General features: G+C 68.0%; 13 protein-coding genes and 2 pseudogenes. 8 read left to right on the top strand and 7 right to left on the bottom strand.

Going from position 1 to position 25178, the window contains the following annotated elements; genetic code table 11:
• Window positions 1-15 precede the first annotated feature (15 nt).
• Window positions 16-1104: an ABC transporter permease gene (locus ACFV9W_RS26045; RefSeq protein ID WP_385764994.1), complete on the bottom strand. Its 1089-nt coding sequence runs from the start codon at window positions 1102-1104 to the stop codon at window positions 16-18.
• Window positions 1105-1302: 198 nt separating this feature from the next.
• On the opposite strand from ACFV9W_RS26045, the pseudogene ACFV9W_RS26040 reads away from it, so the two are divergent.
• Window positions 1303-2955, top strand: a pseudogene (locus ACFV9W_RS26040) (PHP domain-containing protein); the annotation flags it as partial.
• 331 nt (window positions 2956-3286) lie between these two features.
• On the opposite strand, the gene ACFV9W_RS26035 reads toward ACFV9W_RS26040, so the two are convergent.
• Window positions 3287-4168, bottom strand: coding sequence for a hypothetical protein (locus ACFV9W_RS26035; RefSeq protein WP_385764992.1), 882 nt, complete (start codon window positions 4166-4168; stop codon window positions 3287-3289).
• 872 nt (window positions 4169-5040) lie between these two features.
• Here ACFV9W_RS26035 and ACFV9W_RS26030 point away from each other — a divergent pair.
• The 4 genes from ACFV9W_RS26030 (at window position 5041) to ACFV9W_RS26015 (ending at window position 11871) form a co-directional block, all read left to right on the top strand.
• Complete coding sequence (locus tag ACFV9W_RS26030; RefSeq protein ID WP_385764990.1) at window positions 5041-7287, top strand: protein kinase; 2247 nt, start codon at window positions 5041-5043, stop codon at window positions 7285-7287.
• A 1593-nt stretch (window positions 7288-8880) separates the two neighbouring features.
• Entirely contained in the window at window positions 8881-9144 is a 264-nt protein-coding gene (locus tag ACFV9W_RS26025) for a helix-turn-helix transcriptional regulator (RefSeq protein ID WP_385764988.1), read from the top strand.
• Between the two features lie 169 nt (window positions 9145-9313).
• A complete protein-coding gene (locus tag ACFV9W_RS26020) occupies window positions 9314-10132 on the top strand; it encodes a DUF6083 domain-containing protein (RefSeq protein WP_385764986.1) in 819 nt (272 codons plus the stop codon).
• Window positions 10133-10422: 290 nt separating this feature from the next.
• Window positions 10423-11871 carry a UvrD-helicase domain-containing protein gene (locus ACFV9W_RS26015; RefSeq protein ID WP_385764984.1) on the top strand — a complete coding sequence of 483 codons (1449 nt, stop codon included), beginning with the start codon at window positions 10423-10425 and terminating at the stop codon, window positions 11869-11871.
• Window positions 11872-11969: 98 nt separating this feature from the next.
• Here the strand turns inward: ACFV9W_RS26015 and ACFV9W_RS26010 are convergent.
• Both ACFV9W_RS26010 and ACFV9W_RS26005 read right to left on the bottom strand, forming a co-directional pair.
• Window positions 11970-13044, bottom strand: a pseudogene (locus ACFV9W_RS26010) (NAD(P)/FAD-dependent oxidoreductase).
• The gene (locus ACFV9W_RS26005; RefSeq protein WP_385764982.1) at window positions 13045-13446 is read right to left on the bottom strand and encodes a hypothetical protein; all 402 of its coding nucleotides are present in this window, start codon (window positions 13444-13446) and stop codon (window positions 13045-13047) included.
• 1304 nt (window positions 13447-14750) lie between these two features.
• Between ACFV9W_RS26005 and ACFV9W_RS26000 the strand changes: the two genes are divergently transcribed.
• The gene (locus ACFV9W_RS26000) at window positions 14751-15614 is read left to right on the top strand and encodes a hypothetical protein (protein ID WP_385764980.1); all 864 of its coding nucleotides are present in this window, start codon (window positions 14751-14753) and stop codon (window positions 15612-15614) included.
• 510 nt (window positions 15615-16124) lie between these two features.
• Here ACFV9W_RS26000 and ACFV9W_RS25995 read toward each other — a convergent pair.
• The 3 genes from ACFV9W_RS25995 to ACFV9W_RS25985 all read right to left on the bottom strand — a co-directional run bounded on the left by ACFV9W_RS25995 (window position 16125) and on the right by ACFV9W_RS25985 (window position 20310).
• Window positions 16125-16652, bottom strand: a complete 528-nt coding sequence (locus tag ACFV9W_RS25995; RefSeq protein ID WP_385764978.1) for a DUF6221 family protein — start codon at window positions 16650-16652, stop codon at window positions 16125-16127.
• Window positions 16653-16688: 36 nt separating this feature from the next.
• Window positions 16689-19199: a S8 family peptidase gene (locus ACFV9W_RS25990; RefSeq protein ID WP_385764976.1), complete on the bottom strand. Its 2511-nt coding sequence runs from the start codon at window positions 19197-19199 to the stop codon at window positions 16689-16691.
• A 124-nt stretch (window positions 19200-19323) separates the two neighbouring features.
• Window positions 19324-20310, bottom strand: coding sequence for an AAA family ATPase (locus ACFV9W_RS25985; protein ID WP_385764974.1), 987 nt, complete (start codon window positions 20308-20310; stop codon window positions 19324-19326).
• 362 nt (window positions 20311-20672) lie between these two features.
• On the opposite strand from ACFV9W_RS25985, the gene ACFV9W_RS25980 reads away from it, so the two are divergent.
• Together ACFV9W_RS25980 and ACFV9W_RS25975 are read left to right on the top strand one after the other, a co-directional pair.
• On the top strand, window positions 20673-24119 hold the full coding sequence (locus tag ACFV9W_RS25980) for a DNA polymerase III subunit alpha (protein ID WP_385764972.1): 3447 nt from the start codon (window positions 20673-20675) through the stop codon (window positions 24117-24119).
• Entirely contained in the window at window positions 24116-25093 is a 978-nt protein-coding gene (locus ACFV9W_RS25975) for an ImpB/MucB/SamB family protein (protein ID WP_385764970.1), read from the top strand. The genes ACFV9W_RS25980 and ACFV9W_RS25975 overlap by 4 nt, the downstream gene beginning before the upstream one ends.
• Window positions 25094-25178 lie beyond the last annotated feature (85 nt).

Raw genomic sequence — 25178 nt, 5'->3', positions numbered from 1 at the left:
AGCGGTGCGGAAGGTTTACGCGGAGGGCCCGGCGGTGGATCCGGCGCCGCCCACGGCGGGTCCGGCGTGGGACCCGGCGGTCGGCGCCGTCGCCCGCGCGCCCCGGCGCTTCTCGCGCAGCCCCGACACCAGCAGCGTCGCCGCGATGCCCACCACCGCCCACGCCGACAGGACGAGCAGGGACTGGGTGAGGTCGTTGCCCTTGAAGTAGGCGATGGAGCGGGCCGCCCAGGTGCCCGCGCCCGGCGGCAGCCAGGGGCCGATCGCCTCCCAGAACGGCGGCAGCATCGGCAGCGGGAAGGCGCCGCCCGCGCTCGGGTTGCCCGCGATGACGATGAGGAGCACCGCGAGGCCGATGCCGACGACACCCGTGAGTTCCTCCAGGGCCAGCGTGATCGCGCCGACCGCGAGGGTGATCAGGGCGCCGAGCCCGGCAAGCCCCCAGAAGGAGCCCGGCAGCGCGCCCAGGATCGAGTCGCCGATGATCAGTGAGCCGCCGATGCCGCCCACGATCGCGAAGACCGCGAGCGAGCCGAGCCGGATGGCGGCGCGCTGCGGGCTCGCCGGCTTGGACCCGGCACTGATCGACATGATCGACGCGCACAGATAGCCGCCGACGCACCAGCCGACGACGAGATAGAAGGCCGAGAGCCCGTCGAAGTCCTGCGCCGACGCCGGCGCCACGTCGACGGTCCGCACCGTGCGCTGCTGCTGGGCGTCGATCGTGGTGGCCAGGCCTTCGAGGGCGGACGCCAGGACGGTGCCCCCGCCGGACGCGACGTAGAGGGTGTCCTGCGCGCCCTTCGCCTTGAACACCAGGGCGCCGTCGATCTCCCGGTTCAGGACCTGGTTGCGCGCGGTCTTCGCGTCGCTGACCACCCGCGCGTCGAGCGGGGAGCCCGGCAGCTTGTCCAGCTGCTGCGCGAGCTGCTTCGCCGCCGCGGGCTGCGGCGCGACGACGCCGAACGGGACGTCCTTCGGTTTCGGATTGTGCAGCGCCCCCACGTAGGAGGTGATGAACAGGAGCTGGAGAGCCAGGACACCGATGACGAGGAGCGCGGCTCGGGGGGTGACGGCGTTCTTGAACTCTTCGGCGAACTTCATGCCTCAACGCTCGGGGGCGGCCCCCGCTCATGCAGTCGGGGAGGGCCGAACGGGTGGGGCGGGTTCCAGGTGGCGGGTTCCGGGTGGCCGTTTCGGCTCGCACAAATATTCGAACATGGTTTACGGTGAGGTCATCGGCCCTGATGAGGCTGGTGTGGCAGGTCGTACAGAGGGGGGAGTAGTGGCGAGGTGGTCCGGATGCGGGGCTTTACGCATCTGCACACCGCCTCAGGCTTCTCCCTGCGGTACGGGGCCTCGCACCCGGACGCGCTCGCCGAGCGGGCCGCCGAGCGCGGCCTCGACGCCCTCGCCCTGACCGACCGGGACACCCTCGGCGGCGCCGTCCGCTTCGCCAAGGCCGCGGGCAAGGCCGGCATCCGCCCGCTGTTCGGGGTGGACCTCGCCGTCGCCGCGCCGGCCGAGGCGGCCGAGCGCACCGAACGGCGGCGCGCACCGGCCAGGGGCGGCGCCTTCGTCGACGAGTCGGCGCAGCGCGTCACCTTCCTCGCCCGGGACGGTGCGGCCGGCTGGGCCGAACTGTGCCGGCTCGTCACCGATGCCCACCGCGACGCGGGGGACAACCGCAGGCCATTGCTGTCGTGGGGCGTACTGGGGGCGGACCACGTCGTCGTCCTCCTCGGCCCCGACTCGGACGTCGGCCGCGCGCTCGCCGCCGGACGCCCGGACCGCGCGGCCCGGCTCCTCGCGCCCTGGCGGGAGCGGTACGGCAGCGCGGCGCTGCGCGTCGAGGTGGTCTCCCACGGCCTGAGCGGCACCGGACCCGGCTCGCTGCGGCATGCCGCCCGCGCCCTCGGCTTCGCCGCGGAGCAGGGGATCCTCCCCGTGCTCAGCAACGCCGTCCGCTACGCCGACGCCGGACAGGGCCCGGTCGCGGACGTGCTCGACTCCGCGCGCCGCCTGGTGCCGATCGACCCGCGCGGCGCCCTCGACAGCGGCGAACGCTGGCTCAAGCCGGCCGCCGACATGAAACGCATCGCCGAGCAGGTGTCCGAGGCCGCCGGGTACCGCGAGAACACCGCGCGCCGCCTCCTCGCCGTCACCGAGGACACGGCCGCGGCCTGCCGCGTCGACCCCGAGGACGACCTGGGGCTCGGCCGCGTGCACTTCCCCGAACCGGACCTCGTCGGCGCCGCCCGCCGCACCCCCGACCGGGTGCTCCGCTCGCGCTGCGACGCCGCGATGCTGGCCCGCCGCTACGACTACAAGCGCCGGTACTGGGAGCGTCTGGAGGACGAGCTGGGCCTGATCGAACGCCTCGGCTACGCCTCGTACTTCCTCACCGTCGCCCAAGTCGTCGCCGATACCCGCGAGTTGGGTATCCGGGTCGCGGCGCGCGGCTCCGGCGCGGGCTCGCTCGTCAATCACCTCCTCGGCATCGCCACCGCCGACCCGGTCGAACACGGGCTCCTCATGGAGCGCTTCCTGTCCGAGCAGCGCATGGAACTGCCCGACATCGACATCGACGTGGAGTCCGCCCGCCGCCTGGAGGTCTACCGGTCGATCCTGGACCGCTTCGGACCCGAGCGGGTGGCCACGGTGTCCATGCCGGAGACCTACCGGGTCCGGCACGCCGTACGGGACGTGGGCCTCGCCCTCGGCATGGAGCCGGCCGAGGTGGACCGGCTCGCGAAGTCCTTCCCGCACATCCGCGCCCGCGACGCACGTTCCGCGCTCCGGGAGCTGCCTGAGCTGCGCGGCATCGACCCGGAGGCGCACGGCGGCAGCCGGATGTGGGACCTGGTCGAGGCGCTCGACGCGCTGCCGCGCGGGATCGCCATGCACCCGTGCGGAGTGCTGCTCTCCGACACGTCCCTGCTGCGCCGCACCCCCTGTAGGTTCCGGCTACGTGCGCGCAATCGCGCAGCGGCTGCCAGCAGATCCAGGAAGTGTGCGCACTTGCTGCCAATAGCTTGTCCGAGCTAGATACGCACTGGTTTGCCGACGTGTAGTGGTGGCGATTGCACTGCGCAGTGAGAGGCCCCGAGGCCGAAGCGGCAGCGACGGCCCAATCGATCTCACCTGCCGCCTCCGCCGTGGTCTGAAGCTGCTGCAACGTACGCTCACAGGCCCCGTCGGCCTCGCAACACCGTCGAGCGGACGATCAACCGTCTGAAGACAATCCCGGGCATTCACAAACCGCTACGGCAAGCCCGGACAACCTCTAGTCCAATTCGCCGCGGAGGGCGGCTTCTGCAACCTCTAGAGATGTGTCCAGGTCGGCTTCCGATGCCTCTATCTCTTCTGGACTGTTGAGATGAAGTTGGCACCACGGGCATGTCAGTGCCACAGCGACCGCGCCCTTGTCGGAGGAGGGCCCCACCGTCACCGTCGCCTCCCTGCCACAGGCTGGGCAGCCAGCACCGCCATTCACGGAAACGGTGTCTCCGTCAATATCGGGATCGGCCGCTCCGAAGAAGAAGCTGAAGCCGGACCACTTGGGTGGGAGTCGGATCTCGTTGGGCAAGGGCAGACCTTCGAGGCGATCCTCCAGGCGATGCCGAGCCTGACTCATGCGGAGTTGGACGTCCTGGAAGACTGCGTCCTTCTGCTCGTCCACTGCGTCCTTGACGGCCTTCGTCCACCGTCCCCAGAAGTCGTCCAGTGGCCTGCCGACATCGATGAGCAGCGTCTCGATCGTCCGGGCGAGGGGGGAGACCATCCCCTTGGCAAGGGTGCTGTCCGGGGTGGCGTGTACGGCGCCGTTGCGTATCTCGATCAGCAGGTCGAGATCGGTATCGGCCTTGAGAACACCTATCTTCCGAAGCCGTCTGATGGCCTCGGTAGCGCTGACGGTGCGGACCTTCTTCTTGTCCAACTGAACATGTCCGCCGAGATGCATGACCATGTCCGCGCTGTTGTGGCTGATCTCCGCGACGTAGACCGGGTTCTTTGCGGCAAGGATCGCCTTGGCGAGCTTCTCGACCGCCACGCCGGCGTGCAGAGCGAACTCGTCGTACTCCGGGCGGCCATGGTCGCTCATGGCCCTGTGGGCCGCCGTTCTGGCCCCCTGGTAGAAGCTCTCATACGAGAGCGAGTCGTCCATGACAGGACGGTAACCGCCGCTGTAGAACTAGACGAGCGATTTAAGAGATCAATTGGCCGCGCAGGCAGGCTACTCAGGGAGCGGCCGGCCATTGCCTGAGCGGGTGGGCGAAGGTGTTGAAGTCTTTGAGCGTCCTCAGGGCGCGAGGTGGCCAGGAGAACGTCTCCCGTACGGGCCACAACGGCTCTACGTGCGAGCCGTCGAATCCTCTCATTTCCTCTTGGGGTGGCACGTAGCAGGCCGACACTTCTGTTGAACGAACTCAACGATCTCTGGGCTGAGCCACTCGATCTCCCACGGTTCGGCCTCAAGAATCTCTAGCGGAGCGCCGTGCAGAACGCTCCTTGCCAAGTCCTCAATCGGGGGCAGGAGGCTGAGGGTGGCCGTCGTCGTTGACATCACGGCGGCCTGTGGTGCCTGTGTGGCGTGCCGCTCTTGCGACAGGGAAGAGGTGAAGGGAACTGTGCCCCGGCCGACCCGCTTGGAGATCACCTGTATCCGTGGACCCGTACGCCGGGCAGCACTTCCTCGAGAAGAGCTCGGCGCCGCACTCATCGGTTGGTGGACCGTCGTGTCGAGCGTGCAATGTCCGGCCCTTAGCCGTTCAGCAGAACTGGGGGCTGACGCATATGTAGCACCGGTCTTCCAGGTGACCAATGGATACCGATACTGACCAGGGATCAGGGTTCGTCGCCCCAGCGCCACAGCCGGGCCCCTTCGTCCCCCGGCCCCACCGGATTAAGCTGACTCTCCTTCTGCATGGGCGGAAGGCAGGTTGTGGGGGAGGATGCCGACTGGCCGCGTCGGTGCTGCAAGCACTGCTGTCATGGGCGCGGACCATGTCTGGCTGCGTGCGCAAGGGGGCGCAGACAATGGACGGCGAACAGGAGCAGCTCGGGGAGCGCGTGCTCGCGCAGGCTGCTGCGATCTTCTCTGCTCGAGCAGATGTCGGGGCGACCGAGTTGCTCCGCGCAGTCGAGAGGCTGGACTTCGAGCAGACGGAGGACGGGTACACGACGGAGACCAACTGGCACGACTACTACTGGGCAGCCGTCTTCTACGTGGACGCGGTGGACTCACCGAGCTTTGACGACGAGGTCTTGGACCACTTGCTGCCGACGATCGCCGAAGTGGCCGGTCAGAACGGTCGCGGCCATGTCGACCGAATCCTCGTGAAGCCGGCGCTTCCCGACCCGGACGCGAACTGGCGGCAGGCGATGGAGATAGGGCAGACGTCGGCGCTATTTCAGCCGCATGACATCCGCACAGATGGCAAACGGGCTCGCATCACCGAGGTCACCCGCATGCGGCTCTTCGACACCTTGCGCCTTCGGAACGTCGACTGGTCCGGAAGGCTGGAAGAGCCGGAGTTCCTCAAGCGGATCTTCGATCTGTCGGCGCTGGAAAGCTACGACACTCGCTTTCCCACGGCTGAGGGCGATATCTATCAGCACCGCGTCAACAACTTCGATTGGGAAGAGGACTGGGTCTTCACGGACGAGCGCTTCGGGCTGGGCCGCGGACCGGACGCGGTCCTCCTGCGGTTCCTCGCCGAGATGCTCCACCCCGTTGTGCGAACCGACTCCAACGAGCTGCAGGAGCTCCTGGAGATCGTCAACTCCCTTCTTGCGAGGGACGGTTACCAGCTCAAGCCCGTTGACTCCATCAGCGGTTATTCCATCTACGGAGGGCGCCGCATCCCGGTCCGGGCGCGCCCAATGATCCAGGGGTCGACCCAACTGACGCCCAATCGCGCGTCGGCTGCCGGAGGTGAGGCTCTGACCGCCCACGACCTGCTGCGCGCTCAAGCTGGAGGCAACCGCCAGGACTACCGCCTTGATCGGCTCCCCATGGAAGAGGGCGGTCAGGCACAAGTCTTTCGGGCAGTACATAAGTCGACGGGCGTCGAAGTCGCCTTCAAGCGCCGGAAGTCGCAGTGGGAAACGCCAGCCGCTCGGATGCGACGAGAAATTGAGGTCTCTCAGCTACTCGGGCGCCACCCCCACTACATGCCCATCCTCGACTCCAACCCGAAGGACGGGTGGCTCGTCATGCCCATGGCGCAGGGGACCGCGGAAGACCGGTGCGACGACCTTAAAGACCCTGTCCACCTGCGCGCCTTGGTCGAGGCACTGATGGATGTCCTGGAACTTGCTCATACTCATGACTGGCTCCACCGTGACGTCAAACCCTCCAACATCCTTATGTTGGACAGTCGTTGGACCCTCGCGGACTGGGGGATCGTCCGGCGGCCGAGAGGCCAGACGACGAAGGCGGGGCGCACCGGCGTCGAGATTGGGACGGAGGGCTTCGCGGCCCCTGAGCTCTTCGTCGCCGCGCACGAAGCCACTCCGGCTGCCGACATCTACGGCATCGGCCGGGTCATTGCCTGGGCGCTCAAAGGCGAGTATCCACAGATGAACATGCAACTCCTGCCCGGGCCCGGGCCTTGGAGGAACATCACCCGCAGTGCGACACATCCCGACCCCGTGCAGCGGCCACAGAGCATTCAGGACCTCCGCAGCCTGATCAACCGGGAGTTCACCGAACCGGCGGAGCCGCCGATCGAACAGGCCAAACGGCTGTGGGAACGGACGCGCGCCGGTGACCCGGCAGCGGTGACCGCCCTGCTCGAACTGATCGCAGACCACCCTGAGGACTATGAGCTTTATGCCCGCACGCTCACTGCGCTCTCGGCCGAACAGGCGGGGCCGTGGCTGTCCCGCAACGCTCAATGGAGTGATCGCCTCTTCAAGGCCTTGGCCGACCATGCCGATGGTCACGGCACGCATCGGGTCCAGTTCGCTGAGGCTGCCCGAGTCGTTGTCTGGCTGCACACCATTGCGAACTTCGCCGCGGCTAAGGAGGACTGGGACCTCCTCGAAGAGTCTGCCCGCACGATGTGCACCTGGGATGCCGCGTGGGATCAGTGGGGAGCCCAAGACCGCATCGCGCCTTGGCTGCGCTCATTGTCGGGCCAGGCGGCGCAGCTCGTAGCGACAGTCCTGCGAGATCACCCAGGCTCGGCGCGGCACTTTTCCGGCTTGACGCAGGACGGCACTGTGGAGCATCGGATCCGAGAGGCGATCCGTGCGGCCGTGCGGGTGCAGCGGCCGTAGGGGGCCGGCAATGCTCATGTCGGCATGACGTCGAGGAGTGCCGCATCTGCTCCGGGGATGGCTCCCCGTCACGATCTGCTGGTGGAGTCCCGCCCGGCGCGATGCCGTGCACCTCGACGGTCTGCGACGCACGCACGGCCGCGCGGACGACCGAAGCCCGGCACCGCCAGGCGTACGGCTGGCGGCTATGCCTGCGTCTGTGAGGGAGGCCGGGGCATCACAGGCGAGACGCACGCGCTCGAGGTTCTTGTTGCGGACTTCGCGGGCACGGACGAGGTGTGAGCGCCGAGGGCCGTCCTCTTTGTCGGATCCGTCGACGAACCAGGAGACCTCGACTCTGACGCGTGCCCGTGATCCTGTGGCGGCGATGCCTTCTCAATCATCAGTGACGGCGACCCCATGCCGCCGAGCGCCTGAACGCTCTGCGCCTCTTTTCGCGGCTGACTTCCGAGTACGCGGTGCGAGGGATCCGGCAGTTGCCATGCGATCTCTGCTTCCCCAGGGGGGCAGCACCAAGATGCCAGCAGACGTGCGTCTGCCAGCTGGTCGAGTAGGCAACTCAGCTGCTCGGGGGTCTGGCCGCATAGGTACGTGAGGGTCTCCTTCTCGGCTGCGCCGGTGCCGTGGGGGCGGGTGGAGGCGGCCAGGGCGAGGGCAGCGAGTTGGACGGCACTGGACAGCGTGCGGGGACTGGGATGCGGGAGCGGGTGAAGCGCCCAATGTGCGGCCCGGACACGCTGCTGACGGTGGGGTTGCGCCAGCATTGCCGCGTCGAGCAGGCGGGCCTGCACCGGGCGTCGGGCGCTGCGGCGCAACCAGTGGGCGCACTCCAACTCATCCCAAAGGTCCGCGCGTTGGTGCAGGCGCATGCCGCGCAGCAGTCCGTTCGGCAGGCGTACCTCGCCGCGACTGTCGGTACGCAGTGCGCACTGCAGAGCCAGTAGGCGGGCGCCGGGGGAGCAGGACTGAGGGAGAGCTGAGGCGAGATAGGCAAGCATCCGGCGCACCCGCGCCTGAGCGTCTGCGTGCATGGCTGTGGCGTCACGTGGCGGCTGAGCCAGCCGGGAGCATGGGTTCGACACGGCCGAGCGGTGTGTGTTCTCGGGGACGACCGCTGTGTGCGCAGTGGCGGCGGCACACGCGGTGCATACGTCGGCCAGGCGCCACAGGCGGCCGCCCTGTCTTGCGGTGAGTGCGAGTCGGACCGGTCCGTGACAGCCACGGTGGCGCCGATGCCAGCCACAGCCGCGCTCCCGGCACTGGCAGGTCCGCAAGTGCATCGGCAGTACATCGTGCCGGGCGTGCCGTGCCAGATGCGACAGGGCTGCCGAGCGCACTGTTTTGGCCTCCAAGGCCTCCCGTGGAAGTGGGCATTGAGGGCAGGCCAGTACCGGCCCGTTCCGGTGCGGGCGCACCTCCACGGTCCACACGCGCCGCGCCGTGTCAGGGGTCGAGAGCCTCATCGGGCCCGCCGTCTCCGTTCCTGTCTGTGCTGCGGGCCAGATCCCGCTTCGGAGAATGTCACCCCTTCCCTAGCAAATAGTGCAGAGGTCTACACTGACAGGGCAGAGGTCTGCACCATCGGATGGTGGGGTGACGATCTTTCCGCCCGACCCCGACCTCACGGCGCTGCGCGTCGAACTCGCGCGCCTGCGGGGTGAACGCGGGTGGACCTACGACGAACTCGCGGGCCGCACCGGCCTGTCCCGGCGCACTCTCATCGACCTGGAACACGGCCGCACCACTGGCACCATCACCACCTGGCACACGCTCGCCCACGCCTTCGACGTCCCCCTCGACCGGCTGCTGGGTGCCCTGTGTTCCGACCACACCCCACCCGGCATCCCGCCGAGCTGACCCATCCAGGCGGGCGCCGCGAGAGCCCAACTGGGATCACCCGAAAAGGCGAGGACTGTGCGCACACCAGTTCCCGAAGTGGTCGTGTGTTTCCTCTTATTGCTCCGAACGCGGGACCCCTGCTGATCCTGCGTGGCCTTTGCCTGCGGCGCCTGTCACCGTCGCGGCCATGCGTTCCCATCCCGCACGCCGCCCGGGCGCCCAGCAGCGCCCCGCGCGTCCCACGTCCGGCATGACCGTCCACGGCCCCGGCGCCCCACCGCGGGCCGGTCGTTGCCGCCAGTGCGCCAACCCGATCACCTGGCACTCGTGCGGCAACCAGCGGCTTATCGCGCTGCACCCGACCGAACTGCCCACCCCGCATGTCCCCACGCACTGCCGCTGGCATCTCAGCAGCGGCATCGCCCACCCCCACTCCGGCGGCCAGGCCTGGTGTCGCATCCCGCACGTCGTCCTCTGTCCGGCCAGCACCCCCACCACGGACGCCAGCCGCCCCCTTCAAGACCTGCGCCGTCAACTCGCCGTGCGCAGTCGCCGACTCGTCGACGCCACCTCCTGCACCACACCCTCTGCCTCCGAAGCTGCCCCACCCCCTGGCGAGGTTCGCCCGGTCGTCCAACTCCTCCATGGCCGCTACCTCGGCGATGCTGCCCTTGCACATATCCGGTGCGTTGCCCGCATCGGACACGGCCACCAGCGCTGCGTCCACTGCGTGCTGAGCTCGCGCGCTCCGGCCGGGGACTGGACGCTGGCGCCCCTCCGACATCAACGTGGCGCAGCGGACCCCCCGGCCCGAGTCCTGGCTGTCTACGACCTCACCCGCGTCCCTGCCGACGAACAGCAGCGCTGGCGTGCCCAGCTCTGCCCCGAGCACGCCGATGTCCGTGCGGACCTGAACCGCAGCGGCTGGCAAGTCTTCAACCCGCTGCGCCATGCCGCTCATATCCGCAGTCGCCTGCCGCACGCCGACAGCCATCCCTCGGCGTGACCACGCGCTGCCACGCCTTGGTACACATGCTGCCCGCCCCGCCCCCCCCCCCCCGAGAACTCCAGCAGGCCGCCGACACCTAGGGGCGGAGGGTGTGTCCGGGGCTACGGGCAGAGTCGTGCCCGGCCCTGTGGGAGACCGCTACAGCTGCCCCCTTCATGACCGAACGCGCCCACCCGGCGGAACGCGCTTCAAAGTGGCAGCGCGCCCTCTCCAGGACAGCACCACCCCACGTGGATCTTGACCGGCGCCCACGCACTGGAACACTCCCAGCCCCAAGGACTCGCCCCATGAACCCCACTGACGAACAGAGCGCCGCCGCCGACGCCTTCGCCCAAGACAAGCATCTGGCTCTTCAGGCCGGTGCCGGCACGGGGAAGACCAGCACCTTGGCCATGCTCGCCCACCGCACCGGCCGACGCGGCCGCTACCTCGCCTACAACCGGGCCATCGCAGCCGACGCCCGCACTCGTTTTCCTGCCACGGTCACCTGCAGGACCGCCCACGCCCTCGCCTTCGCCGGAATCGGCCATCGCTACACCCGTCGTCTAAATGCACCCCGCCGCCCTGCCTGGCAGACCGGTCACGCCCTCGGCCTGACCAAGCCTCTGCGATTCGGTAAGCGGGAGATCTCCCAAAGAGCCCTCGCCAACGCCGTTCTGCGCACAGTCGCCCACTACTGCCACACCGCTGACGTGACTATCACCAACCGTCATGTGCCGCGTCTGCGCGGTCTGGAAGATGCGGACCATCACGCTGAACTCTCCAGCCACTTGCTCCCGTTCGCCCAGCGGGCGTGGATCGACCTCCAGCACTTCGACGATGGCGCCGTCCGCTTCGATCACGACCACTACCTCAAGATCTGGGCGCTGACCCGGCCGACCATCGGCGCGGACTACCTCCTGCTGGACGAGGCCCAGGACACCAACCCAGTCGTCGAGCAGGTTTTCCTCAACCAGCGCGAGCACGCCCAGCTCGTCCTGGTCGGCGACTCCGCCCAGGCCATCTACCACTGGCGCGGCGCCAAAGACGTCATGTCCGATTTTGACGGCACCCACTTCACCCTCTCCAAGTCCTTCCGCTTCGGCCCTCACCTCGCCACCGAGGCCAACCGCTGGCTCGCCCTTGCCGATGCACCGCTCCGCTTGACCGGAACCGACACCGTTCCCACCGAAATCGGCCCCGTCCAGCGGCCCGATGCGGTGCTGTGCCGCACCAACGTCGGGGCGATGGCTCAGGTCATGCACCTCATGTCCGCAGGGTTGCGCGTCGCCCTGGTCGGCGGCGGCCAGAACCTGAGCACCCTGGCTCAAGCCGCCAAGGACCTCAAGGAAGGTCGCCGCACCCACCACCCCGAACTGGTCCTCTTCACCACCTGGAGCGACCTGCAGGACTACGCCACCCACGACCCCAGCGGCCGCGACCTGCAGCCGCTCGTCGACCTGGTCGACACCCACGGCCCCGACGCCATCCTGACAGCGGTCGCCCGCCTAGCCCCGGAAGAGACCGCTGAGATCACCGTCTCCACCGCCCATAAGGCCAAGGGCCGGGAATGGGCCCAAGTGAAGATCGCCGACGACTTTGAGCCGCTTTCACCCGGCACCCCCGGCGACCTCCCACCCGCCGTCAGTGACAGCGAAGCTCGCCTGGCGTACGTCGCTGTCACCCGGGCCCGTACTCGCCTTGACCTTGGAGGGCTGTCCTGGCTCGATACCCACGAGAACACCGGCCAGTCGTAAAGTTTCTCCGGGCTGGATGGGGAGGACCGATCAGCGTCGGATGCCAATCTCTACACCGTTGTTCCGACCTCCGCCCACGATGCGCGTGCAGGGATGGCCTACCTCCATGGGCGGAGGGCCTTTGGCGGCAGTCCGATGGCCAGGGCTCCGGTCAGCCGGTCCGCCGTACGGTAGAGGGCGACGAAGCGTCGATCGGCCAAGTCGCCCTCCACCAAAGCAACTTCATCGTGCTCTCGAGGAGTGTCATAGTCCTGGATCCGCATGTCGTACTGGTCTGACCAGAAGTAGGGCACCGGCCCGAACGGCTTGCGGGCGTCAGCGCGCAGGAGATTGCGCGCGGCGGCCATGCCCTGTTCAGCAGCGTTGGTGCGATGCTCGATACGCATAGTGGTGCCGAACAGCGGATTGTGCCACTGGGCGACATCCCCGGCCGCGTACACGTCGTTCGCGGCGGCCAGGTATTGATTGCATACGACACCGTCGCCTATGGGGAGGCCGCTGCCGGTCCGCCAGTCGGTGTTCGGGAGCGAGTCGGCGGCCACCAACACCGCGTCGCCCTCGATCAGCTCGCCGTTGCCGAGTCGCACTCCCGCGGCCGACGCTTCGGTGACCGTGACGCCTGTGCGCAGGTCGACGCCATGATCCAGGTGAACCTGCGCCAGCGTCCTCCCCACCGGCTCGCCCAGCACGTGCGCCGACGGCACGGATGCCGGTTCGAGCAGGACCACGGAGCAACCCCGACGCCGTGCGGTGGCGGCCGCCACCGCCTCCAGGAAGCCCGCGCCCACCACGATCAGGCGTCTACTCGGCCTGAGTTCGGCGCGCAGGGCCAGGGTGTCGTCCGGGGTGCGCAGAACATGGGCTCCTTCGCCGGGCAAACGAGGAGGACGGACGCCGGTGGCGATGATGAGACCGTCGTACGGTGCCTGTGTCCCGTCCGACAACTGAACCACGCGGTCCGCAGGATCCAGGCCGGTCGCGGCGGCGGGGGTACGCCGCTCCAGACCGAGCGCGTCAAGGGCCGTCGGCGACCGGAGCGCCACCCGGCCGACGCGCCACTCGCCGGTGAGTAGTTGCTTCGACAAGGGGGGCGGTCGTACGGCGGATGCGGTTCGTCCCGATGAGGGTGAGGTCGCCGTGATAGCCGTCTCGGCGCAGCGCCTGAACACTCAGCTAAAGCCCGAGGTCCTTGATGGAGGTCAGCACGTCGGCCCAGAGTGCGTCCGGCGACGTCAAGCTGCTGTCCGCGCGAATCAGCGAGACCGTCTCCGTGAAGCCGTCGTACTTCTCCTCTTCCGAGAAGAGGGCTTGTTGCCAGTCGTCTCCGCGGGCTCGCCAAAGAGCAACAGTCGCCTTCTCTGCCGCACGCGCATAAACGCCCAGATCGAACTGGTAAGTCTCGCAGAGCACCCACCCGTTTCGCCTGTGCTTATCTATGCGTCCGGTGTCAAGGTTGCAGATCCCGACTTTCGACGCCTGCATGGCATAGTGAACCATGAGATAGATCAACGCAGGTTGGTCTCCGCGAAAACCACTCGTCGCACAGTTTGAGCAGCCGCCCTGGCCGGAGCTCACGATGCTGGAATATCGAGGCCTGACGAACTCGCCGCACTCCATGCATGCGCAGAGCCAAGATACCCTCGTTCCGGGGAAAATGGCGAGAGGCCAATAACCTCGCTTTATCATATTGGCCTTCGCCCTCTCGGGGATGACCGCCTTCATGGAGCAGAACTTGCACCGAGAACCACGATAAGCGGTCCCGGCATAGCGGGGCTTGACGAACTCGCCACACTTCATGCACACGCACGGCCAAGGCGCACTGGTCCCGGGAAAGTCGGCGATAGGCCAAAGGTCCTGAGCGACCATTACCGCCTTTGCCTTAACCGGGTCCACGTTCTTGCGCCCGCAAGACCAGCACCCACCGTTCCCTCGATTTACCACGGAGTTATAGGTCGGCTTCACGAAGCGACCACAAGTCATGCAGACGCTAAGCCACGGAGTACTGGTGTTCTTGAAGCCCTCGACAGGCCAGACCCCACGTTCGATCATCCGGCCTTTCGCTTCGCCTGCGGCGGTCTTTCTCGCTGCGATGGCGCAGTACTTGCACCCCCCTTGCCCACTAGTGACTACGCCTGCATATGTCGGGGTGACGAACTCCCCGCATGCCATGCAGACGCATAGCCACGGAGTCAAGGTGTTCGGGAACTCCGAGACCGGCCATACCCCTTGCCTGATCATTCGCTCTTTCGCTGCGACTGGGTCAAGGCGCTGACTTTTCGCCCTCTTCTTGGTCCCGCAACTCTTACAGCCGCCCGCCCCTTTGTTGACGACGTTGTTGTATCTGGGGGTGACGTAATCACCGCATTCCATGCAGACACACAGCCACTTGACTTGGGTGTTCTTGAACTCCGATATGGGCCATAATCCGCAGGAGATCATGTTCCCCTTGGCGTCTTCTGGGTTGATTCGTGCCATGCCGCCTCGATCGGTCCTGAGGGTGGGTCCAGTGGGGCCACAGAGTGAAAATAAAACCGCATGATTCATGAAAGGTCAATAAATGCAGGTCAGTTAGGGGTGTCCGGGAGAGTGTCGGTTCAGTCGGAATGAGAACATCCGTATAGCCCTGCGGAGTGTGCGACATCCCGTGGGTTTTTCTGAGCCTCCCTGAGTCTTCGACCTCGCGGCCATGCGCTACGCGGACTCCGCACGAGTCCTCATGGGGCAGGACGCTGAACAGGGGGGCAGCCAAGGTGAGGTCAGAAGCCGCCGTGAGTGGATCTTCCGCGCTGTAGTCCCTGTTCGCGCTGGCGTCGCCGCAGGAAATGCGTACATCTGGCTTTCGACCTCACCTTGGCTGCGCCCCTCCTATGGTGGTCGCCATGGACTGCTTGTTCTGCGGCGAGAACCGGAAGATGACCAAGGAACACATCCTCCCCCGGTGGATGAGGGCGGAGTTCCCCGAACTGGCCAAGAAGCCGGTCTACTCAGGCAGTCGCTTCGAGTACGACAGCCCCGCCGGTAACGGTCCCAAAGAGCGGATCGAAGGCGGCCGGAAGCAGGGCGGCCCTTTCACCAGTCAGGCGCCCGTAGTCTGCGGAAGCTGCAACGACGGATGGATGTCCGGCCTTGAGACGGCCGTGCGCAAGCCCCTGGTGCAGATGATCAAGGGCCTGCCGGTCGCCCTCACCCCCGAGCATCAGAAGACGGTGGCGCTATGGTCGGCGATGAAGCTGATGGTTGCCTACTTCGGCAAGCACTACGGCGGCAAGCGGCCGCCGCTGGAGGTCATCGGGATCGAGGACCCGCGGGCTCTCTATCGGAATAAGGCTTTGGGGTCTCGGATGGTCATGGCTCTGGCCCGCTACCAGCCGGCGCCCACACAGCGCGAGCCGTTCCACAGGATCGTCTTCGAGCGGATGGACCACGGTGGCGGAATGCACAGCTATCAGTCGGTGCTCAAGGTCGACTCGTTCGTGGCGAAGCTGATTCGGGTTGCGGAAGGCCTGCCGATGCACCCGTTGCCGTCTGCCCTTCACGACACGCTGGTAGTGCACCCGGAATCGGGGCCAGTCCAGTGGCCGCCCCGCTGTGACGTATTCGCCGGTGAGGAGTGGGAGAGGTACGCCTACCTGCCGGATGAAACCGGGGTGCAGCCACGGCGAGGTCAAAAGTCACCGTCAGACGTCCCTGAATCCGCGGGCCTCTTCGGGTGTGAGCAGTTGTGGCACAGAAAGTACCGCTGAGATTGATCACGGTCTGGGCGGTTTCGGAGCGAGCGGGTCGTCCGGGCGTCGGATGCGGACTCGGCGAGGGCAGGGGATGTCGTCGGCGTCTTGGAGGCCGACGAAGTCGGCGTGCGTCTGGGCTACGGCTTCGGGGTACGCCCCCTGCTTCTCGTGCATGCGATCGCTTTTCAATTTCAGACCGATACACCGTGGGGCCATCTGCCGAAGCGGTACGGCGAGGCACCTACAGCCGGCTGCGGTGTGGGCCATCGACAGCACGTGCGAGCAGGGCTGCAAAATCGCTATGAATCGCTAGGAAGCGGGGTGGGGGATCCAGTCAGAAGTTGTTGCCCTCTCGGGCGTGTAATCGTTTCTGAGCGACCAGAGATCTCGGGTTAGTGATCTTGAGTGGCGACGGCTGGGGGCAGGGCTTCTTGGCGGCTTGGTGCCGGGAAGCACACGAGCATCAAGGAGGCCCTGCTGTCTCAGACGGGGCACAGGGCTCGGAACAGTTCGTGCGGACGGCGATCACAGGTGTTCACGCAGTGTCCAGGTGATGTCGTAGTCCGCATGGTTGCGGTAGGGCATGGCGAGTGCCTGCACTGCGTGGCGGAGGGCATCTCGTGCGGGGCCCACAGCGGTCTGTTCGTACAGGTCCAGCACCAGGCGTCGAGCCTCGACTTTCGCTATGACCGCCGTCGGACTCCACGTGGCGATATGGTCGGCGACATCGCGCGACGGGCATGCGACAACCAGTTCGTTGTGGTCGTCGACCACCCTCTGGCTACGGGCCGGCCAGTGCCGCCAGTCGGTGATCCAAGCGGCCCCGGCCGTTTCCTCCTCCTCGTCGAGGCGAGCAAGGAGGAAGGTCACGAGCGGTTCGTGGTCGTGGTCATCAGGATTGGCCGACCAGCGGCGTGGGGCGAGAGCCGGGTCGTCGTCAGGGCAATAGGTGAGCCAGCCCGTCTCGCCGCGGAACAGGACGCCGCCGCCGGGTGGCACGTAAGTCACGCACAGATCGGCGGCGCACAGGGCCCCGTATTTATTGCTGGCCACACCCCGTCCTTTGACTGGCCTCGGAGTTGCCGGTCATCAGCTGATCTCCGTCTGTACCGGCGTGCTTGCGGTGATGTCGCTGCGAGCCTGTGGGGCGCCGGGAACCGGGATGTCGAGCTGGTTTGCGATCGGCGTGTACAGGTCGGTCTCCACCTCTGGCGTAGTCAGGGACACCAGGAGCGCATACCGGACGGGGAGGCCTACTCGGTCGGCACGGTTGTGGGTCTTCCACCACCCGCCGGAGGGGAAGACGGCCAGGACGCCGCACTCGGCCAGCTCGGTCGCGGAGCCCTGCCAGATGTCGGAGTGCAGGGATCCCTGGTTCCGGCCTTGGGGGCCGACCAGCCAGTTCGTGTCGCTTTCGAACGCCTTCGCGTGGGAGGGGGCGTCGGTCTCGGTCTCGGCCTGCACGGCGATGCGCCGCTCAAAGCCGTCCACGGTCTCCTGGGGTGACTTGATGGCGAAGCGGAGCCGGTGGGAGGCGTAGGTGTAGCGGCCGCGCATGCCCCGGCGGCCCGGGTTCGGCTCGATGAAGTATGACAGCGTCACCCGCAGCTCGACTGTGGCCGCGCCCAGATCCCTCAATTGCTCCAACGGCCAGGGGAGTTCGTGGAGCTGCAGCTCGGCCAGGCGTGCGCCGCCGCTTCGGTCCCGGCGGAAGGGGACCAGCTTGTTCTGCACGATGAGGGTGACGGAATTTGAAGCGCTGGACAGCACCCGCTCTTCGGTGGGGACGCCCCAGCCGTACCGACGAATGACCTGTCTCATCAGCTGCTTCTTTGTCAGCTTGGGGGTGCCGGTGCGCTTGTACAGCCCGTCCCCCTTCATCGCGGAGGTCCAGCGTGCTTCATGGACCAGGAGGGCGCGGACGGCCTCTGCCGACAGGTCCGGATAGGCGGCATGGGCCAGTGCGGCGAGTCTGGCTGCCTGGGCCGTGGCGGCGCTGGTCGCGTTCGCGGACGAGATCAGCCGGTACGGGTTCTTGTCGGTCGTGGTCACTCTGACCACATCGTGCGAATCCAGCAGCGACTCTCCCGGATCGACCAGGAGGTTGCCGCCCTCCATGACGATGTCCGGCTTCACTGCGGACGTTCCGGTCAGCGCGACGGACGTCCGGCTGAAGGGCGAGAGTTCACCGGGTGCAGCGAGTGCGCGGAACCCTGCGAACGACGGGTCTGCCGGTACCTCGGCGAGTTCGGTGAACGCGCCGACGGCCAGGATGTTGTGTGCCTGGGCCGGTTCTTCGATGCGCGACGTGTCGCACATGGTCAGGTGGTCCAGGCGCCCTTCGGGCGTACGAATCTGCTGCGGGGTCAGGTTCCGGATGTTGCCGGCGCTGACCACGATCAGTCGAGAGGCGGCCGGGTCCGGAGCCCCCATCAGTTCGATGCGGTCGTCGTGGGCGGTGACGTCGGTTCCGGCGGCGAGCGCGTCCAGGGCGGCGGACCACAGGGTTGGCGTGCCGTCGACGCCGTTCTCGCCCTCCCCGGACTGGCGGGTGACGGCCATGGAGAAGACCCGGGCACGCGGCGGGCCCGTGCTCACCCCTTCGATCTCCGCCGTCGCCACGGCATTCGCGGTCACCTCCGCATACGTACGCGGATGGGGCGCGATCTTCGGTGTGCCGTCAAGGATCTTCACGGACTCCAGGCCGTGCCGGAGCACGACGGGCTCCCGGCTCTCCAGGGAAGCAGCGAGATCCCCGTAGAGGGCGATCCCCGCCATCTCGGTGCCATGCCCGTGCCGGTCGGCCGGCGTCTGCAGGGGGAGAGCGCTGTGTGCGCGCTCGTGCAATGAGGTTTTGAGGAGGGGGTGTTCCTGGCTGACGCCAGTGTCCAGGACGCAGACGACAGGGGCTTCAACAGGTGCCGGTTCCACACGCTCGATGAGGTCGTCCACCAGGTCCTTCTGGATGGAACGGTCCACAGCGTGCAATTGCTGGGCGAAACTGGGCCGGCGGATCTCCACCGGGCAGGCGTTGGTGACCAAGAGTGCCTGGAGCTCCTCGCCGGACGCCTCCACGTGGGCGACGAGGCGTTCCCCGACGGCGATGGCCATCTCGGTCATCGGCCACTGCCGCTCCGCCGCCACTTCCCGCAGGGTCGTGACAGGGTCGGACTCGACGATCTGCGGGTCGAACCACAGCTCCCACCAACGGCGTTCCTCCAGTGACGGCAGTGGGCCATCCTCCTGCCACAGGTGCTCGAAGAGGGCCCGCTGGATCGTCTCCATGTTGGCGACTAGAGCCGCCTGCTTGGCCGCACCGCTTCCAGTGTCCTGAGTGAACTGCTGGATGCGGCGGGAGAAGGCCGGGACCTTCTCGTACGGCAGCCACACGAGGGCATCCTCGGGGCGCTCGTCGGTCTTCGGATGCACGCTCATCAGCGTCAGGCCGGAGTTGTCGAGAGCCTCCAGCTTGAGATCCTGCCCGGGTGCGGCCTCGATCCGGATGGCGAAACCGTCCGCCCGATAGGGCTCGGGGACGTCGTCGCGGGCCTCTACTGCCTCTGCGTCGGCCTGCTCAAGACCGTCAATCAGGCGGGACACGTGGCCCTGCCGGTCAGGACGGTCCGCAGTGCTTCCGCTGGTGCCCGGTCGTGGGGGCTTAGGGGTCAGGGCGCGGGCCAGCCAGGGAACGAGGAGGTGTGGGGTGCGGGGTGACGTGTGTGGCTCAGGCATGGTGCAGGGCGTGCCGCTCTCCCAGAGCATTCAGCAAGAGACGATCGTCGATCATGTCGGCACCCCCCAAGATGGCCTGCTTGGCGGCGGACTCGGCAGCCTTCACCAGTTCCGCATGGCTCAGCCCGGCCACACGCTCAGTCACAGAGGGCCACCGTACTGCGTCGGTGTCCATTCCGGCGAGCCTCCGGCGCATCACCTCCACCGCCTGTTCCGGTGTCGGCGGATCGTACGGGATCACCAGATCGAAGCGCCGGAACAAGGCCCGGTCCAGGATCTCGTGATGGTTGGTGGCCGCCACGACGAGGCTCTCCGACGGCGCTTCGTCCAGGAACAGCAGGAAGGAGTTGAGGATGCGCCGCGCCTCGCCCACGTCGTTGCCGACGGCACGCTGGGCGCCCAGCGCATCGAACTCGTCGAAGAGGTACACCGCACGTGTCTGCGCCACGGCATCGAAGACCTGCCGCAGCTTGGAGGCGGTCTCGCCCATGAAACGGCTGATCAGCCCGTCCAGACGGATGGTGAACAGCGGCAGGGACAATTCCCCCGCCAGCGCCGCCGCCGTCATGCTCTTTCCGGTGCCGGGAGGACCGGAAAGCAGGATCCGGTGCGCCGGCGTGAAGCCGAAACGCTCCAGCCGGGCGCGTTGCCGCTGCTCATGCAGGACCCGGTCCAGGGAGGCCCGAAGTTCCGCTCCGAGGGTCATGTCGTCGAGCCGGAGCTCGTGGTACCCCGCGCTGAGGAGGTTTGCCAGTTCCCCGCGGGGCTGGACCACCGGGGTGGGGCCGACCGCGCCCACGGGTTTGGCGCCCTGCTGCCGCATCAACTCGACAAGATCGCGCAGTTCGATCGCGAACTTGCCGTGCCCTTGCCGCGCGGACTTGGCCGCGACCTGGAGGGCAATGCTGTAGAAGCGGTCGTCATCCGCCTCGGCGTGCGCCCGGACGAGGGCCTTCAAGTGTTCAGCGCTGGCCGCCATCCGCGTCACACCTCCCCGAGTTTCCGGTGTGCTGCCCACCGTAGCCGCTTCCACTGACACCGCATCGTACGAGGATCTCGGCTCGCGCACCCAATGAGCGCCCAGACGCGCAGGGGCAGCGCCGCTCCTGGGACATGCGGCGTCCGGACAGAGCAGAGCCCTGCCGGGCCACGGCGTCTCGCACCCGGGCTCAAGACGCCGTCTTGCCAGCTGACAGGACGTGGGACGCCTCACTCAATAAATCGACCAGCCGTTCGAACATAAGTCGCCACCCCGAGTCGGACGGGGTTAGAGTTATCGAACGAGCGTGCGATTGAACGTCGGGCGGATGTGTCGAGGGGGCTGTTCAGTGGAGGTGTGGCATGACGGGTTTTGCCCACCTCCACGTCGCCTCCGGCTACTCCGCCCGCTACGGCGCCGCTCACCCCGAACAGCTGGCGCGACGGGCCGCCGAACGCGGAATTCCGGCGCTCGCGCTCACCGACCGGGACACGGTCACCGGCACCGTTCGATTCGCACAGGCCTGTGCCCGCGAGGGAGTCCGGCCGATCTTCGGTATCGATCTCGCCGTGGAGGCGCTCGCCCCGCCACCGCCCGCCCAGCGCCGTCGCGCACCAGCGCGCGGGGGCGCGCACGTGGTCGAGCCGCCGCTGCGGTTCACCCTTCTGGCGCGCAACCGGGAGGGGTGGGCCCGGCTGTGCCGTATCGCATCAGCCGCCCACGCCCGCGCCGAAGCGGCTCCGGTGGCGCCGTGGGAGGCGCTGCGGGAGTTCGGCGGTCCCGGCCTGATGGTGCTGCTCGGTCCGCTCTCGGAGCCCGTGCGGGCGCTGATGGCGGGCCGGGAGGACGTCGCGATGAAGCTGCTCGCTCCCTGGCTGGAGATCTTCGGCAGCGGGGTGCGGCTGGAAGTCATCGCCCAGAGGCGTTTTAGCGTCGGCCCGGGGTCCTTGCGCCTGGCCGCCCGGACCCTCGCCCTGGCCGACCGCACTCGCACCACCGCGGTCCTCTCCAACGCCGTCCGCTACGCCGACCCGGACCAGCACCGCCTCGCCGACGTCCTGGACGCCGCACGGCTGCTGCGCCCCATCGACCACCGCCGCCTGGACAACGGGCAGCGCTGGCTCAAGGACGCGGTCGGCATGGAACAGGTCGCCCGCATGATCGCCGAATGTGCGGGGGACGGGCCGGTGCGGGCACGGCAGCTGCTGGCGGACACCGCCGCCACGGCCGCCGCCTGCACCGTGGATGCCCGGGCCGATCTCGGCCTGGGCCGGCGTCATCTGCCGGAACCTGAACTGTTCGGCGCCGCGCCCCGGCCGGACGGCGCGGCCCAGCTGCTGCGCCGCCAGGCCGAGGACGGTCTGGCCCGGCGCGGCCTGGAACGCGACCCGGACGCCCTGGCCCGCCTCGACGAAGAGCTCACCGTGATCTCCCGGCTGCACTACGACTCCTACTTCCTCGCCGTCGGCCAGGTCGTGGCCGACATCCGGGCGAAGGGGATCCGGGTTGCCGCCCGCGGTTCGGGCGCCGGGTCGATGGTCTGCCACGCGCTGGGCATCGCCACGGCCAACCCGCTCGAACACCGGCTGCTGTTCGAACGCTTTCTGAGCGTGCGCCGGGGCTCGCTTCCGGACATCGACATCGACGTGGAGTCCGCCCGGCGCCTCGAGTGCTACGACGCAATCTTCGAACGGTTCGGGAAGGAACGGGTGGCGGTCACCGCGATGCCGGAGACCTACCGGGCCCGCCGGGCCCTGCGCGACACCGGCCTCGCCCTGGGGATCGCCCCCGCGGAGGTCGACCGGATCGCGAAAAGCTTTCCGCACCTGCGGGCCTGCGACATCACCAGCGCCCTCGCCGAGCTGCCGGAGCTGCGCCAACTGGCCGCCGAAACGCATCGGTTCGGGCCGCTGTGGGAGCTCGCGGAAGGGCTCGACTCGCTGGTCCACGGCATGGCCATGCATCCCTGCGGTGTGGTCATCAGCGACGCCACCCTGCTGGACCGGCTTCCCGTGCAGCCCACACCGCAGGGCGACTACCCCATGGCCATGGCCGCGAAGGAGGAGATCGAGGCGCTGGGCAACATCAAGCTGGACGTCCTGGGCGTACGGATACAGTCCGCGATGGCCCATGCCGTCACGGAGATCGAACGGAGTACCGGAAACCGCATCGACCTGGACGACCAGCGGCAGGTGCCGCTCGACGACGTCTTCGCGTTCAAGCTCATCCAGGAGAGCCGGACGCTCGGTCTGTTCCAGCTGGAGTCGCCGGGCCAGCAGGACCTCCTGTCGCGGCTGCAGCCCCGCGACCCGCAGGACGTCATCGCGGACATCAGCCTCTTCAGGCCGGGACCGGTCGCCGGCGGCATGCCCGAGCGGTACATCGCCGCCCGGCACGGCGACGCACCCTCGTACGCCCACCCGGACCTGGAGCCGGTACTCGCCGACACCTACGGCGTCACGATCTGGCACGAGCAGATCATCGAGACGCTGGCGGTGATGACCGGCTGCGACCGCGCCCTTGCCGAGATCGCCCGGCGCGCGCTCGGTGACAAGGACCGGCTGCCCCGGATCAGGGACTGGTTCCACCGCGAGGCGCGCTCCCGCGGCTACAGCGACGAGGTCCGCGAGGAGGTCTGGAAGATCATCGAGGCGTTCGGCGCCTACGGCTTCTGCCGGGCGCACGCGGTCGCCTTCGCCGTGCCCGCCCTGCAGAGCGCCTGGCTCAAGGCGAGATTTCCGGCGTTCTTGCTGGCCGGACTGCTCGAACACGACCCCGGCATGTGGCCCAAGCGTGTCCTGGTCGCGGACGCGCGCCGAGGCGGCGTGCCGATCCTGCCGGTCGACATCAATCACTCCAAGGTGCGCTACACCGTCGAACAGGCCGCCGCCGAGCAGTGGGGCGTACGGCTCTCCCTGTCCGAAGTGCGCGGAATCAGCGAGGAAGAAGCCGTCCGCATCGAGGAAGGGCAGCCGTACGGCTCGCTGTCGGACTTCTGGCAGCGTGCCCGCCCCAGCAGACCGATCGCCGAACGCCTCGTGGAAATCGACGCACTGGGCTCCCTGCACGACGGCCGCCTCACACGACGGGACCTGCTCCTGCAGATCACCGAGCTCCACCGGGCCTCCCGCTCCCGATCCGCCGCGGATGGCCAACTTGCCCTGTCCACCGGCCCTGTTGGCGGGCAGGAGCCCAGCGGCCTGCCGGACATGACCTCCCGCGAAACCATGAGCGCCGAACTGAACACCATCGGAATCGACGTCTCCAAGCACCTGATGGAGCACCACCACCGGCTGCTGCGCGAGATCGGCGCGACCGACGCGGCGCACCTTGCGGGCCTGCGCGCGGGACAGCAGGTTCTCGTCGCTGGCGTACGGGCCTCCACCCAGACCCCGCCGATCGCCAGCGGCAAACGCATCATCTTCGTCACCCTGGAGGACGGCTCCGGCCTGGTCGACCTGGCCTTCTTCGAGGACTCCCACCCGGCCTGCGCACACACCGTCTTCCACAGCGGGCTGCTCCTGGTCCGCGGAACGGTCCAGGTGCGCGGCACCCGCCGCACCGTCGTCGGCACCATGGCCTGGGACCTAGACGAGATCGCCGCCACACGCCGCGACAGCGGCCCCGAAGCGGCCCTCGCCCTGCTCGGCGCCACACGCCCGCACCCGACCCCCGCCCAGCCGCAGCGCACGCTGGCCGACGGCACCACAGGCGCCCGTCTGCACCCGTACGCCGACCTGCAGCCGGCCGGGAGCCGTTCGGCCGACCTGAAGAAGTTCGGCCACACGAGCCCGGGGAGTGCAGGATGACCACACGTCGGCGGCACATCGCCCACCTGCACCTGCACGGGCATCTGACGGAGGAGCAGTACGGCCATTCAATCGAACTGATGTCTGGCATAACTCCCCACATTCAGGCTGTACCGCCCAATGCCATTCAGCTGGATCTGACGTCGGCTCTCCGCTACTTCGATCTGTCGCCCTACGACGTGGTCCAGCTGGCGATGATCAGGTTGAAGGCGCTCTACGACATCGACAGCAGCGCCGGCCTTGCCGGTAACCGCATGCTGGCCGCCATGGCCGCCGACACGTCCGCACCGGGAGTCACCACCTGGGTCCCCGCCGAACGAGCCGCCCAGTGGCTTTACCCCCGCCCGGTCACCGCCCTGCCCGGCGTCGGCCGCGCCACGGCCACGACGCTCAGCAAGTTCGGCCTGCACACCATCGGCCAGGTCTCGGATCTGCCTCCCGCCACCCTGCAACGTCTCCTCGGGGCGGCTCAGGCACGGTTGCTGACCGAACGAGCCCTCGGCCACGACCCCCGCCCGGTTCTCCCTGCGGAGCCTGCGGCGCACTTGAGCGCCGACCTCGTCCTGGAACGCGACTGCCTCGATCCGGCACAACACCATCGCGCCGCCCTCGGCCTCGCAGACCAGCTCGGCCAACGCCTGCGCACCGAAGGGCAGGTGGCCGGACGTATCACCCTCACAGTGCGGTACGCGGACCACAGCTCCACCACACGCACGCGCCCCCTGCCCGAGCCCACCAGTCACTCACCAGTGCTGGCGGCCACCACACTGGGGCTGCTGGCCGGCCTTGGCCTGCAGCGCGCACGCGTGCGCGCCTTCACCCTCCGGGTCGATGCCCTTCGGCCCGCCGGCGAGGCTCACCGGCAGCTCTCCCTGGACCCGGGCGATTCCCGCGCCCGCGCTCTTGAAGCCGCGGCCGATCGGGCGCGCAGGCGCTTCGGGGCGGATGCAGTGCGCCCGGCAACCCTGGCCTGACGAGCACTGGCCAGGACGGCGAGGTGCCGGGCAATCGACCTTGGACAGTCAGCGAGGCCCACGGGCTTTTCGTGGGGTGCGGACT

Source organism: Streptomyces sp. NPDC059897 (genome assembly GCF_042730865.1).
In the GTDB taxonomy this organism is placed as follows: Bacteria; Actinomycetota; Actinomycetes; order Streptomycetales; family Streptomycetaceae; genus Streptomyces.
The sequence above is the reverse complement of the archived record's forward strand: the minus strand, read 5'-3'. Positions and strand labels throughout refer to the sequence as shown.

Coding starts and splice junctions, on each gene's coding strand:
- ACFV9W_RS26045 (WP_385764994.1), bottom strand. CDS start 1,104: ATGAAGTTCGCCGAAGAGTTCAAGAACGCCGTCACCCCCCGAGCCGCG.
- ACFV9W_RS26035 (WP_385764992.1), bottom strand. CDS start 4,168: ATGGACGACTCGCTCTCGTATGAGAGCTTCTACCAGGGGGCCAGAACG.
- ACFV9W_RS26030 (WP_385764990.1), top strand. CDS start 5,041: ATGGACGGCGAACAGGAGCAGCTCGGGGAGCGCGTGCTCGCGCAGGCT.
- ACFV9W_RS26020 (WP_385764986.1), top strand. CDS start 9,314: ATGCGTTCCCATCCCGCACGCCGCCCGGGCGCCCAGCAGCGCCCCGCG.
- ACFV9W_RS26015 (WP_385764984.1), top strand. CDS start 10,423: ATGAACCCCACTGACGAACAGAGCGCCGCCGCCGACGCCTTCGCCCAA.
- ACFV9W_RS26000 (WP_385764980.1), top strand. CDS start 14,751: ATGGACTGCTTGTTCTGCGGCGAGAACCGGAAGATGACCAAGGAACAC.
- ACFV9W_RS25985 (WP_385764974.1), bottom strand. CDS start 20,310: ATGGCGGCCAGCGCTGAACACTTGAAGGCCCTCGTCCGGGCGCACGCC.
- ACFV9W_RS25980 (WP_385764972.1), top strand. CDS start 20,673: ATGACGGGTTTTGCCCACCTCCACGTCGCCTCCGGCTACTCCGCCCGC.
- ACFV9W_RS25975 (WP_385764970.1), top strand. CDS start 24,116: ATGACCACACGTCGGCGGCACATCGCCCACCTGCACCTGCACGGGCAT.